Genomic DNA, 13,057 nt, shown 5'->3' with positions numbered 1-13,057 from the left:
ACGACGCCGGCCGCTTGTACCGGAAGGCGGTCGGATGGCACCGTGCAGCCCGACGGGGGAGACATGCGACCACCAGACGAACCGAGCACCGGCCGGGGTGCGGACACGCACGAGTTCGACGCCTTCTACGCCGAGAGCGTCGGCCGGCTCATCGGGCACCTGTACGCGATGACGGGCGACCTCGCCGAGGCCCAGGACGTGGTCCAGGAGGCCTTCGCCCGGGCCTGGGAACGGCGGACCGAGCTGGACCTGAACGGTGCCCCCGAGGCATGGGTGCGCACGGTGGCCTGGCGGCTGGCGGTCAGCCGGTGGCGGAAGGTGCGCACGGCGCTCGCCTTCGCCCGGCGCCAGGGCCCGCCGGCCGCCGTTCCGCCCCCGGAACCGCACCACGTGCTGCTGGTCCAGGCGCTGCGGCGGATACCCGAGGCGCAACGACGGGCCGTGGTGCTCCACCACCTGTGCGACCTGACGGTCGAGCAGGTGGCCGCCGAGGTCGGCAGCCCGGTCGGTACGGTCAAGGCGCAGCTGAGCCGCGGCCGGGCGGCGCTGGCCCGGCTGCTGTCCGACACCGAACTGGATCCGCGGACGAGCCGCCCGCCGGAGGTGCGACATGGCTGACAGGCTGGAGGAGTCCCTGGCGGACCTCGCCGAGTCGGGCCGCCGGCACGCGGTGCCGCCGGCCCCGGAGCGGATCCGGGCGCGCGGCGAGCAGCGCCGGCGCCGCAGGCGGGCCGCACTGGCGTCCGGCGGCGCGCTGCTGGCCGCGGCGGTGGCCCTGGGCGGCCTGTCGCTGGTCCGGGCCGCCCGGGACCCCGAGCCGCCCGCCGTCCTCCCGACGTCCGCCGCTTCGCCCTTCGTGCCGCCGACGCCCGCTCCGGGAGCGGAGTACGCCGAGGAACTGGCCTACGTGTACGACGCGGTGGCGGAGGGCGACGACACGGTGCGGGTCACCGTCGAGCCGCTGCGTACCGCGCGGGGCGGGGCGACGCCCACGGGCGAGGTGCACACGCTGACCCTGCCGCGGGGGACGCCGGTCGAGGCACGGCGGCTGTCCGGCGGGAAACCGGCGGACCTGCGCCTGGACGAGCTGCTGGACCGGCTGGCCGCCGGGCCGAAGTGGGCCTTCGCGATCGACTACGACGGCGAGGGCCGCGTGCACTCGCTGCGGGAGGCGTACTGGCTCGGCGACTGATCCTGCGGGAAAACCCGGATCAGCATGCAACCGGCCGGGCGGGCCGGCGCGTAGAGAGTGCGTATCCGGAACGCACCACGTCCTTGGGGGGACTTCACCATGCGCGTCGCACACCGCCGGACCACCACCGTCCGCCGTCTCACCGCCCTCACCCTCGGCCTGCTGGCCCTCACCGGGTGCGGCGGACCGGACGACGGACCGGACGCCGGGCAGGCCGCCACCGCCACCGCGTCCGCCACCGCGTCCGTGACGTCGGCGCCGCCCGCCCCGGCGCCGGACGGGACGGCCCCGAGCAGCGGGCCGAGCGCCACCGCGGCCCGCTGGGCCGGCACCAAGCAGTTCGTGCAGATCGGCGACGCCCGGACCGCCGGCGGCCGGACCTACCTGTCGGTCCGGCCCGCCGAGAAGAAGCCCCACCCTCAATTCGAGGCATGGGTGATCGTCCCGGGCGAGGGGCCCTACACCGAGGTGAGCATGACCGAGGACGCCCAGGTGCTCCTGTCGGTGCCGCTCGGCGACGCGAAGCACCCCGCCGCGTACACCCGGGCCGAGTTCGTCGGCCGCCTGACGGCCCGGCCCTCCTCGGACCGCGCGCTCCTCGGCTTCGACCTGAGCTTCGACGGCCAGGGGCGGGTCACCAGGGTGCAGTCGCTGTACACACCCTGATCCGCGGGCGCACACCCTGGTCCGCGGGAGCGGGCGCGGTCGGGTGCGGGAAGGGCAGGTCGGGTGAACACCGGTACATCCCGTGGACCGGTTCGAGTGGTTTACCCGTCCCGTCCGTGTGAGCGCACCGCCACGGTGCCGTTCCCGCGCCAAGGGGCGTCAAGGGTGGGACGCGATGAACACTCAGAACGCGTACACCTCAGGCGCGAGCGCGTCGTCCGGCGGGTCTCCCCGCGAGAACGGCGAGGAGCAGCCCGCTTCCGGCGCCCACGGCACCCCGGCCCGGCCACCGGCCCCCCGCCGGACCACGCCCTCGCGGCGCTCCGTGGTCACGGCGACCGGTGCCTCGGCGATCGCCGTCGGGCTCACCGCCGCCTCCGCCACCCCCGCGACGGCGCTCAGTCCCGCCACCGCGCCGGCGATCACGCCGGCCGCGGCGCCGCCCGGCACCGACCCCGAGGCGTACCGGACGGTCGCCCGCGCGGTCGTCGTCCACGACGCGCACGACAAGCCCCTGGTCCCGTCCTACGTGAAGGTGGTCAACGACGGTCTGCCGGCCGGCCGGGGCAAGGGCACCAAGCGGGTCCTGGTCGTCGGGGCCGGTCCGGCGGGACTGCTCGCCGCCGACCTGCTCAACCGCGCGGGCCACGACGTCGTCGTGATCGAGGCCAACGGCAACCGGGTCGGCGGCCGTGTCAAGACCTTCCGCAAGGGCGGTCACGAGAAGGGCCGGCAGCCTTTCGCCGACCCCCGGCAGTACGCCGAGGCCGGCGCCATGCGGCTGCCGGAGAGCCACCCGCTCCTCATGGCCCTGCTCAAGAAGTTCGACCTGCCCCGCCAGGAGTTCTACCTGGTCGACGTCGACCCCGACGACCCGGCGAAGAAGACCAACCGCACCTGGATCCACGTCAACGGCGTCCACGAGCGGCGCGCCGACTACGACAAGAACCCGGAACGGGTCAACGACACCTTCGGCGTCACCGGCGCCAACCGCGGGAAGACCGCCGCCGCCATCCTCGCGGACGCCCTCGCACCCGTACACCGGCTCATCCGCGGAAAGGAGGGCACGGCACTCGTCGACGGCTGGACCGAGGTCCTCGAGAAGTACGGGCACTGGTCCATGTACCGCTACCTCACCGAAGCCGCCGGTCTCGACACGAGGACCGTCGACCTCGTCGGGACCATCCAGAACCTGACCTCGCGACTGCACCTCTCCTTCCTGCACAGCTTCCTGTCCAGCGCGCTGATCGACCCCGGCACCAGGTTCTGGGAGATCAAGGGCGGCACCGCGCTGCTCGCCGACGCGATGTACGCGCCGGTGAAGGGGAAGGTACGGCTGGACCGGCGGGCCGTGCGCATCGAACGCACCGGCGGCAAGGTACGGGTGCACACCGTCTCCGAGGACTGCCAGACGGGCAAGGGGGGCACCACGGAGGTCTTCGAGGGGGACGAGGCGATCGTCACCGTTCCCTTCTCCGGACTGCGGCACGTCGCCTTCGACCCCCCGCTGTCGTACGGCAAGCGCCGGGCCGTCACGGAGCTGCACTACGACGCCGCGACCAAGGTGCTGCTGGAGTTCTCCCGCCGCTGGTGGGAGATGACCGAGGAGCAGTGGAAGCAGACCCTCGACGGCATCGAGGACGGCCTCTACGACAAGTACCGGGCGGGCAAGGTCACGGACGCCCGGCACCTCGGCGCACACGAATCCGTGCGGGCCCTGGGGGTGACGGTCCCCGACGCCTACAAGCACTGCTTCGCCGCCTTCCGGCCCGCCGGGGAGGGCGAGGTCGAGGCCGCGCACGTCCGAGGCGGCGGCTCCGTCAGCGACAACGCCAACCGCTTCATGTACTTCGAGCACGCCCACCCCATGGAGGGCAGCGACGGCGGCATCGTGCTGGCCTCCTACAGCTGGTCCGACGACGCCCTCAAGTGGGACGCCTACGCCGACGAGGAGCGCTGCCTGCGCGCCCTCGCCGGAGTGCAGGCCGTCTTCGGGCGCCGGTGCGAGGTCTTCTTCACCACCAAGTGCCGGACCCAGTCGTGGATGCGCGACCACTACGCCTACGGCGAGGCGTCCGTGCTCTTCCCCGGCCAGCACACGGAGCTGTTCCCCGACATCCCCACGTCGGAAGGACCCCTGCACTTCGCGGGCGACCACACCTCGATCAAACCCGCCTGGATCGAGGGCGCCCTCGAATCAGCCGTCCGCACCGCCCTGAAGGTGCACACGGGCTGACGTCCCCCCGCTCGTGTCATCGACGCCAGAAGAGGTGGTGCGTCATGCCGCTCGGGCTGGGCACGACGTCCATGTGGTACCGCTCCAGCAGCTGCTCGGGCGAGTCCCACAGGCGCAGCCCGGACCCGAGCGTCACCGGCGCGACGGCCACGTGCAGGGTGTCGACGAGTCCGGCGTCGAGGAACTCCCGGACGGTGCTCACACCGCCGCCGAGCCGGACGTCCTTGCCCCGTGCGGCCTCCCGCGCCCGCGCGAGCACGGTGGCGGGTTCGCCGTCCACGAAGTGGAACGTGGTGTCGGAGAGCGTGAACGACGGACGCGCGTGGTGGGTCAGCACGAACACCGGCGTGTGGAACGGCGGCTCGTCACCCCACCAGCCCTGCCACTCGTGGTCCTGCCACGGGCCGCGCTGGGGGCCGAACTTGTTGCGGCCCATGATCTCGGCGCCGATGTTGTGGCTGAAGTCCCGCGTGAAGTAGTCGTCGAGACCCCGGGTTCCTCCTGGCTCGGTGCGGCCCGGCCAGCTCGCCGTGGCGCCGGCCCAGGCGAAGAGCCGCCCCGGATCGACGTCGTGGCCGAAGGGCCGCTCCAGGCTCTGGTCCTCGCCGGCGGCGACGCCGTCGCGCGAGACGGTGAAGTTCTGTACTCGCAGCAGCTGATCCATGCGTTCCCTCATCCGGTCCTGTTGGTCCTGGTCCCTGGAGATGCGTCCTGCATCAAGATGTCGAACGGGACCCGGCGGAATCGACAGCGCCGCGCGAGTTCTTCGAAGTGCCAGGTCAACCGCTGACTGAATCCGTTCCGCGGGCCGCCTGCCGGTGGCCGGCCGGGATCCCCGACGCCCGCGCCTGCGCGTGTGCCTGGGCGTGTGCCGCCTCCGGAGACAGCGCCGCCCCCTGCGTGAAGGCGTCCGTGAAGACCGCCGCCCCCAGCGCCGCGGTCGCCGCGGCGGTGGTGCGGCCGACGTCCAGTCGCTCCGCGGGCGGGAGCGGCGCGCCCGTGGCGGCGCGCGCGGCGGACGCGGCGCCGAGGAGCAGCGCCGCGGCTCCGGGGCGGTACGCGAGGGCGTGAGCGGCGGCGAGGCCCTCCAGGGCCAGGGCGACCGCCCGGGGGTCGTCGGTCGTGAGGGCCGTCTCGTAGCCCTCCTCATGGTGGGCCAGCGCACCGCGCGCGTCGCCGCGCAGCTCGGCGATGAAGCCCAGCTCGGCCAGGATCAGCGCGTTCGCCCCGTCGAGCCCGACCTGGCGGTGCCATTCCAGGACCGTACGCATCCGGGCCTCCGCCTCGTCGAGGAGCCCGTCGCGGCGCGCGCCGAGACCGAGCCCCAGCTCCGCGTTGATCTCGCCCGCGCGGAAGCCCAGGTCGGCGGCGAGGCGCCGGGACCGCTCGTGGTACTCCCGCGCCCTGCCGAGGTCGCCGGTGAGCAGCGCCGTCCGTCCGAGCCCGGACAGCAGGTCCGCGGCCTGGGTGGAGAGGCCGAACTTCTCGGCGCTGTCCAGCCCGGCCTGTCGCAGCCGGGCCGCGTGCGCGTAGTCGCCGTGGATCTCGGCGACCGACGCCAGCGGATACACCGACCACACCTGTCCGCAGACGTCCCCGACTGCCCCGAACAGCTCCGTGCTGCGCCCCGCGTCCTCCCGCGTACCGGCCAGATCGCCCCGCAGCAGCCGCTGGACGGACCGGTCCGCCAGCGCGGCCGCCTCTCCCCAGCGCTCCCCGAGCTCCCGGTAGCCGTCCAGCGACGCCTCGGTGAGCGCCTCGCCCCTCGGGAGATCCCCCGTCACGCACAGCGCGTGCGCCAGGAACCACCGCGCCCACGCCGTCACCGCCGGGTCGCCGACCTGTTCGCACGCCCTGAGAGCCGCCTCGATCCGGGCAGCACGGTCCGTCCCGTCGCCGGTCAGGATGGCGATGCCGGTCTGCCACGCACCGGCCTTCGCCCGCAGTGCCGCGTCACCGCCGGGCAGCGCGAGCGCCGCGGCCAGCGAGCGCCGGGCCTCGCCGAGCCGGCCGCGCAGGATCCAGTACCAGGACAGCGCGTGGACGAGCCGCAGCGCGTGGTCCGTCTCGTGCCGCTCGACCGCACCGTCCAGGGCCGCACGCAGATTCGCGCTCTCGGCGTCCAGCCGCGCCAGCCACGTCCCCTGCCCGTGGTCACGCAGCCGCGGCTCCGCGGTCTCGGCCAGCCCCGTGAAGTACGCGAGGTGCCGCCTTCGTACCGGCTCCGTCTCGCCCGCTTCCCGCATCCGCTCGACGCAGTACGCGGAGACGGACTCCAGCAGCCGGTACCGCGGGCCCTCGGCGGTGTCGGCGGCGACCACGAGTGACCGGTCCACCAGCCGCACCAGCAGGTTCAGTACGTTCCCGGCGTCGACCCCGTCGCCCGCGCACACTTCCTCGGCCGCCTCCGGCGTGCACCCCTCGGCGGTCACGGCGAGCCGCCGCAGCACGGCCCGTTCCGGCCCGCCCAGCAGCTCCCAGCTCCAGTCGATCACCGCGCGCAGCGTCTGCTGGCGGGCGGGCGCACCTCGCTGTCCGGCGCTGAGCAGCCGGAACCGGTCGTCCAGCCGCTCCAGCAGCCGGTCCACACCGAGCGCCCGCACACGGGTCGCGGCCAGCTCCAGGGCCAGCGGAATACCGTCCAGCCGACGGCAGATGGCTCCGACCGCGTCCGCGTTGGGCGGGCCGAGCACAAAGCCGGGAGAGGCGGCCGCGGCCCGTGCCGAGAACAGGTCGACCGCGTCCTGCGGGGCGAGCGGCGGCACGGCCCACAGGGTCTCCCCGGCGAGCGCCAACGGCTCCTGGCTGGTCGTCAGCAGCACCAGCCCGGGCGCCGACCGCAGCAGCAGCTCCGCCAGTGCCGCGGCCTCGTCGATCACATGCTCGCAGTTGTCGAGGACGAGCAGCATCCGCTTGTCCCGCAGCACCTCGGCCAGCCGGTCCGCCGCGTCGAGCGGCCGCTCCCCCTCGGGCCGTACGCCCCAGACCCCGTCGTCCCGCAGGCTCATGGCGGCCGCGACGACCTCGGCCAGGTCACCGCCGGACCCGGCGAGTTCGACCAGCCATTCCCCGTCCGGGAAGCCGCCCCGCAACCGCTCGGCGACGGCGACGGCGACGGCGAGCCGGCTCTTGCCGACGCCGCCGGGGCCGGTGAGGGTGACCAGCCGCCGGGTGCCGAGGAGTCCGCGTACGTCTGCGACCTCGCCCTCCCGGCCGACGAGACCGCTGAACGGGGCGAGGATGTTCGTCCTGGCACGGGCGGGAGCAGGGTCTGGGCGGGCGGCGCCCAGTTCCGGGTCCTGCCGGAGCATCGCCTGGTGCAGAGCGGCCAGTTCGGGGCTCGTGTCGAGGCCGAGTTCGTCCGCGAGCCGGGTGCGCAGCTCTTCGTAGCCGGCGAGTGCCTCGCCCTGCCGCCCGGACCGGTACAGCGCCCGCAGCTGCACCGACCGCAGCCGCTCCCGCAGGGGGTACCGTTCGACCAGCTCCGCCAGTTCCCCGGCCAGTGCGGTGTGCTCACCACTGTCGAGCCGGGCCTCGGCGTGGTCCTCCAGGACGGCGAGCCGGTCCTCCTCCAGCCGGTTCACCGCGGCCCGGGTGAACGTCTCCTCCGAGAAGTCCGCGAACGCCGGCCCCCGCCACAGGGCGAGCGCGTCGGCGAGGAGCCCGGCCCGCACGCGCTCGTCCTGCTCGGTCCTGGCCCGAGCCGCCAGCCCGGCGAACCGGTCCGCGTCGAGGGCCCCGTCCGCCACGGTGAGCTGGTAACCGGGTGCCCGGGACACCACCAGTCCGCGACCGCCCGGCTCGGCCTCCTCCAGGACGCGGCGCAGCTGGGAGACCTTGGCCTGAAGTGCCCTGGCCGGGCTGCCCGGCGGCTCGTCGCCCCACAGGTCGTCGATCAACCGGTGCACGGCCACGGGCCGCCCCTGGGCGACGAGCAGGGACGCGAGCAGGGCCCGCACCTTGAGCTCCGGAACACGGACGGGCTTCCCGGCATCGGTCCAGACGGCCGTCTCCCCCAGCACCCCGAATCGCATGGCGCCACGGTAACCCCTGCCGCGAACGGGCTCGTTGGAGGACCGCTCCCCGGAACGGCCGCGGCACCCCTGCGCCCCCGGGACCGACGGAGAGCGCCGGAACTCCGCCCCGAACAGGGCCGTAACACCGCCCGAACCCGATCCGAAGCACCGCGTCCGACGGTGTTCCCCGACAGCAGCGAGTCACCGAGTCCGTCGAAGGGGACGCACCATGAGCAAGCTCACCGGCACCACCGCCCTCGTCACCGGCGCCAGCCGCGGCATCGGCCGTGCCATCGCCCTGCGCCTGGCCTCCGAAGGGGCGCGGGTCGGCGTCCACTACGCCAGCAACGAGGCGGCCGCCAAGGAGACCGTGGCCACCATCGAGGCCGCCGGCGGCGCCGCGTTCACCGTCCGCACCGAACTGGGCGTCCCCGGCGACGCGGAGGCCCTGTGGCAGGCGTTCGACGCGCACGCGGACGGCCTCGACATCCTGGTCAACAACGCGGGCATCGCCGGCCCCGGCCTGATCCACGAGGTCTCCGAGGCCGACTACGACAAGGTCTTCGCGGTCAACGCCAAGGCGCCCTTCTTCATCGTCCAGAAGGGCCTGGAACGCCTGCGCGACGGTGGCCGGATCATCAACGTGTCCTCCGGCGTCACCAAGGTCGCCTTCCCCGGCATGACCTCCTACGCCGCCTCCAAGGGCGCCGTCGAGGTGCTGACCCTCACCCTGGCGCAGACCCTCGGCTCCCGGGGCATCACCGTCAACGCCGTCTCCCCGGGCACCATCGAGACCGACATCCACCCCTGGATGGCCGACCCGGCGGCCAAGGCCCACGCCGCCGGCTTCTCCGTCTTCAACCGGGTCGGCCTGCCCGCCGACGTCGCCGACGTCGTCTCCTTCCTCGCCTCCGACGACGCCCGCTGGGTGACCGGCCAGAACATCGACGTGAGCGGAGGCTCCGGCCTCGGCCTCTGACCACCCGACCCAGCCCCGGGAGAAGATCGGAGACACCCATGCCCCACACCCTGCTGGTCCTGGCCCACCCCCGGCCCGACTCGCTGACCGCCCAGGTGGCCGGCCACCTGCGCGCCCGCGTCGAGGAGACGGACGGCACGGTCGACGTGCTCGACCTGTACGCCGAGGACTTCGACCCCCGGCTGACACCCGCCGACGAACCGGACTGGGAGGACCGGGAGAAGAAGTACTCGCCCGAAGTCCACGCCCACATGGACCGTGTCGCCGCGGCGGACGACATCCTCGTCGTCTTCCCGGTGTGGTGGTTCGCGCCGCCGGCCGTCGTCAAGGGCTGGATCGACCGGGTGTGGAACTACGGGTTCGCGTACGGCCGCAGCAGACCCCGGCTCGCCGGGAAGCGGATGCTCTGGCTCGGCCTCGCGGGCGGCCCGGACGCGGACTACGCGAAGGCCGGACTCGACTCCGCGATGGACGTCCAGCTGCGGGTCGGCGTTTCCGAGTTCTGCGGCATCGCCGACGCGTCGGTGCACCTGCTGCACGGCACCGAACTGTCCGGCGTCCCACAGGCGTTGCGACCGGCGCGGGTACGCGAGGTACTCGCGGCAGCCGGTGCGGTACTGGAGTCGCACCTGCCGCGCTGACGCCCGCCGACAACCCCTCCGCCCGACATCGCACCGCAGCCATCCGGCCCCACCGGGTGGCTGCGGTGTTCGCCGTTCCCGCGCCTCCGCGCGGGGGCACGGGGGCGCGGGGGCACGGGGAGGGCGGCGCACGCCCGGACACCCCCGCCGGGGCGGCCCCGTGCGCCCTCCCAACCGAACACCCCCTCCGGGCCCTGCGCCCCCTCCCTCCCGAACACCACCGCAACACCGTCCGAGCCGGATCCGAAGCACCGCCTCGCACAGTCGTCCCATGACCTTCGACACCGCATCCCGGACCCCCGAGAGGGCAGGTGCCCGGCAGTGGCTCGGGCTCGCGATCCTGCTGCTCCCCGTGACCCTGATGACCGCCGACCTGGGCGTCCTGTGGCTGGCCACGCCCTATCTCGCCGCCGATCTGCGGCCCAGCAGCGCCCAACTTCTCTGGATCACCGACATCTACGGGTTCCTGACCGCGGGAACCCTGGTGATCATGGGCACGCTCGGCGACCGCATCGGCCGTCGCAAGCTGCTGATGGCAGGCTCGGCCGGCTTCGTCGCGGCCTCGCTGATCGCCGCGTACGCCCCGAACCCCGAGGTGCTGATCACGGCCCGCGCGCTGCTCGGCATCGCCGGCGCGGCCGTGCTTCCGTCCACGCTCTCCCTGATCACCCACATGTTCACCGACCCGCGCCGACGCGCGACGGCCATCGCGATGTGGGTGACCGCGCTCTCGGCCGGCCTGGCCGTCGGACCGGTCGTCGGTGGGGTGATGCTGGCCAACTGGTGGTGGGGATCGGTCTTCCTCATGGGCGTACCCGTCATGCTGCTCGCGCTGGTCACGGCCCGGGCCCTGCTGCCCGAGTACCGTGACCCGGCCCCCGGACGCCTGGACCCGGCGAGCGTCGCCCTGTTCCTGCTGGCCGTCCTGCCCGTGGTGTACGCCATCAAGAGCCTGGGCTCGGGTTCCCCCGCCTGGCAGCCCGCCCTCGCCTTCGCGGCCGGGACGGTCGGCACCGCCGCGTTCGTACGCCGGCAGCACCGGCTGACCACGCCGCTGCTGGACCTGCGGCTCTTCCACGACCGGGCCTTCACGGGGGCGCTGCTCACCCTGCTGATCGGGATGACTGCCCTCAACGGCGTCGAGTACCTCGTCCCGCAGTATCTTCAGGCCGTGGCGGGACAGTCGCCGCTGGAGGCCGGGCTGTGGCTGCTGCCCGGAGCCGCGGGGCTGATCGCCGGCTCCCAGCTCACCCCGGCCCTCGCCCGCCGGTTCCGTCCGGCGTACGTCCTGGCCGGCGGCCTGCTGCTCTCCCTCCCCGGCTACGCGGTGATCGCCCTGTACGAGGGCGTCCTGACCGCGTCACTGGGACTGACCGTCGTCATGTTCGGCATCGCCCCGATCAGCGTCCTCGGCACGGCCCTGGCGGTCGGCGCCGCGCCCGCGGAGAAGGCGGGTGCCGCAGCGGCGACCGGTCAGACCGCATACGACCTGGGCCTGGCCCTGGGCATCGCGTTCACCGGCACGCTCGCGGTCGCGGCCTACCGCGGAGAGATCCCCGACGAAGCACCCGCCGAGGCCAAGGACACCGTGGGCGCCGCGATCGCCGCGGCCGAACGCCTCCCGGACGGCGCCTCACTGCTGGCCACGGCGAAGGACGCCTTCACCACAGGGCTACAGACGGCAGCCACTGTCAGCGCGGCCCTCGTCCTGGTGACGGCGGCCCTGGTCACGACGCTCCTGCGCCACGTCCCGGCCATCGCGGCCGCCCCCGCCGACACGGAGCCGGACCCGGCCACGGAGACCCGGGATCCGGTCACGACAGCCAACTGAGCACCGGCCGCGAAAGTCTGTGGCACTGGCCCACACACAAAAACCCCCGGGTCACCGACCTGGGGGTTTCACATGGAGCGGGTGACCAGAATCGAACTCGCGCTCTCATCTTGGGAAGCGGCGGCACTTCTTCGCCGCAACCGCCCTCACCTGCGCCTTCCTGGACCGGAGCACGATCTCTGGGGCCTGTTTCGCGCCGCTGTTCACCGTTGCTGTCCGGTCGTACGGGCACGCTGTGGGCACGCGGCCGGACAGTGGTGCTTCGCGGTAGGTCGGTGAGCCCTTGACGGTGTAGAGCCGCTGTGAGCGGACTGAACGTGGCACTGTCGACCGCCGCGGCCGGATTGGGCTCCGTGTACACCTCCGGGCTGCTCATGGGTGGCCGGACCGACCGGCTCCCTCGCGGCCTGGAACCGCACAGGGTTTTCCTGCGGTCCTGCATGGCGGGAGACGGGGACCCGCTGATGCTGTGACCGCATAAGTTCGCCGGGTTGTCGGAGCATGCACATCCTCCGCTCCTGCCCATGCAACATCGTCGCGTAGGGCCGGAATGTCACTCCGGGGCAGGCCCGGCGGCTGGTGGGGCGGGCTGGGTGAGGATTTCGGTGACGGCCTGCTCGAGGGTGGCGGCTGGGTGACCGAGGACGTGCTGGAGATCGTCGGTCTGTCGCTCCAGTGCGCCGGCACGGACCTGGTCCTCGAGCCAGCCCTGGGCACCGGGCGCGCGGCCGTGCCGGTCTCGGTGGACGACGGGTTTGCCGGAGATACGGCTGAGCGCGTGGGCGAGCTGGGTGTATGTCCACAGGTTGCCGGTGAAGTCGTAGGCGCGGCCGAGATGGCAGTTCTCGGTGAGGACGCGGGCGGCGGCCTCGGCGAGTTCGCTGCGGAAAGCGGTGTTGATGCCACGTCCGCCGGTGCCGCTGGCCAGTTCACCCGAGGTGACGGCGGCGCGCAGGCCCGCGTTGAGGAATGCCTCGCTGTAGTAGGGGTGGCGCAACAACGTGTGGGGCAGCCCGCTTGCGAACAGGGTGCGCTCGGTGGCGTGATGAGCGGCGGTGACACCGTGGGCCTGAGTGTCGGCGCCCAAGAAACTGGTGTAGGTGATCGCCCCGACTCCGGCGGTGCGGGCCGCGTCGATGGCTGCCTTGTGCTGGTCGGCGCGGCGGGAGGGGTCCAGCTCCGGAGAGGAGATCAGCATCAGCCGTTCGGCTCCCTTGAACGCGGTGCGCAGCGCTGCCGGGTCATCGTAGTCACCGAGGCGGACGCCGACCCCGCGAGCGGCGAGATCCGCGACCCCTTTGGGATCGCGCACCGCGGCAACGATGTGATCAGCGGGGCACCGGGTCAGCAACTGGTCGATGACCAGCCGGCCGAAAGCCCCCGAAGCGGCCGAAACAACAATCATCCACAACTCCCTCACCATGATGTAGCCGTCGCCGACGCTGCGGTTCGTGACCGCGCTCGGTCCGGACGTCCGGCTCACCATCGATGTGCAG

11 protein-coding genes are annotated in these 13,057 nt (G+C 73.3%); 8 read left to right on the top strand and 3 right to left on the bottom strand.

Annotated features, from left to right (window positions below; all coding sequences use genetic code 11):
* Positions 1-63 precede the first annotated feature (63 nt).
* The 4 genes from OHA99_RS17905 to OHA99_RS17890 all read left to right on the top strand — a co-directional run bounded on the left by OHA99_RS17905 (position 64) and on the right by OHA99_RS17890 (position 4,094).
* Positions 64-618, top strand: coding sequence for a SigE family RNA polymerase sigma factor (locus OHA99_RS17905; RefSeq protein WP_087790161.1), 555 nt, complete (start codon positions 64-66; stop codon positions 616-618).
* Entirely contained in the window at positions 611-1,192 is a 582-nt protein-coding gene (locus OHA99_RS17900; protein WP_345962804.1) for a hypothetical protein, read from the top strand. The genes OHA99_RS17905 and OHA99_RS17900 overlap by 8 nt, the downstream gene beginning before the upstream one ends.
* Before the next feature lie 99 nt (positions 1,193-1,291).
* Positions 1,292-1,858, top strand: a complete 567-nt coding sequence (locus tag OHA99_RS17895) for a hypothetical protein (protein ID WP_153178791.1) — start codon at positions 1,292-1,294, stop codon at positions 1,856-1,858.
* 175 nt (positions 1,859-2,033) lie between these two features.
* The gene (locus tag OHA99_RS17890) at positions 2,034-4,094 is read left to right on the top strand and encodes a flavin monoamine oxidase family protein (RefSeq protein WP_381499976.1); all 2,061 of its coding nucleotides are present in this window, start codon (positions 2,034-2,036) and stop codon (positions 4,092-4,094) included.
* A 16-nt stretch (positions 4,095-4,110) separates the two neighbouring features.
* Here OHA99_RS17890 and OHA99_RS17885 read toward each other — a convergent pair whose 3' ends face one another.
* Positions 4,111-4,758 carry a dihydrofolate reductase family protein gene (locus OHA99_RS17885; RefSeq protein WP_381499974.1) on the bottom strand — a complete coding sequence of 216 codons (648 nt, stop codon included), beginning with the start codon at positions 4,756-4,758 and terminating at the stop codon, positions 4,111-4,113.
* Positions 4,759-4,873: 115 nt separating this feature from the next.
* Positions 4,874-8,128 carry a BTAD domain-containing putative transcriptional regulator gene (locus OHA99_RS17880; protein ID WP_405696710.1) on the bottom strand — a complete coding sequence of 1,085 codons (3,255 nt, stop codon included), beginning with the start codon at positions 8,126-8,128 and terminating at the stop codon, positions 4,874-4,876.
* A gap of 211 nt (positions 8,129-8,339) precedes the next feature.
* Between OHA99_RS17880 and OHA99_RS17875 the strand changes: the two genes are divergently transcribed.
* The 4 genes from OHA99_RS17875 to OHA99_RS17860 all read left to right on the top strand — a co-directional run bounded on the left by OHA99_RS17875 (position 8,340) and on the right by OHA99_RS17860 (position 12,034).
* A complete protein-coding gene (locus tag OHA99_RS17875) occupies positions 8,340-9,089 on the top strand; it encodes an SDR family oxidoreductase (protein WP_153178787.1) in 750 nt (249 codons plus the stop codon).
* Positions 9,090-9,127: 38 nt separating this feature from the next.
* Positions 9,128-9,730: an NAD(P)H oxidoreductase gene (locus tag OHA99_RS17870; protein ID WP_405696708.1), complete on the top strand. Its 603-nt coding sequence runs from the start codon at positions 9,128-9,130 to the stop codon at positions 9,728-9,730.
* A 271-nt stretch (positions 9,731-10,001) separates the two neighbouring features.
* Entirely contained in the window at positions 10,002-11,561 is a 1,560-nt protein-coding gene (locus tag OHA99_RS17865) for an MFS transporter (RefSeq protein ID WP_366472333.1), read from the top strand.
* A 302-nt stretch (positions 11,562-11,863) separates the two neighbouring features.
* On the top strand, positions 11,864-12,034 hold the full coding sequence (locus OHA99_RS17860; RefSeq protein ID WP_194279991.1) for a hypothetical protein: 171 nt from the start codon (positions 11,864-11,866) through the stop codon (positions 12,032-12,034).
* A gap of 80 nt (positions 12,035-12,114) precedes the next feature.
* Here the strand turns inward: OHA99_RS17860 and OHA99_RS17855 are convergent, their stop codons facing one another.
* A complete protein-coding gene (locus OHA99_RS17855; RefSeq protein ID WP_405698970.1) occupies positions 12,115-12,966 on the bottom strand; it encodes an NAD(P)H-binding protein in 852 nt (283 codons plus the stop codon).
* Between the last annotated feature and the right edge of the window lie 91 nt (positions 12,967-13,057).

Source organism: Streptomyces coelicoflavus (assembly GCF_045041415.1).
GTDB lineage: Bacteria > Actinomycetota > Actinomycetes > Streptomycetales > Streptomycetaceae > Streptomyces > Streptomyces coelicoflavus.
The sequence above is the reverse complement of the archived record's forward strand: the minus strand, read 5'-3'. Positions and strand labels throughout refer to the sequence as shown.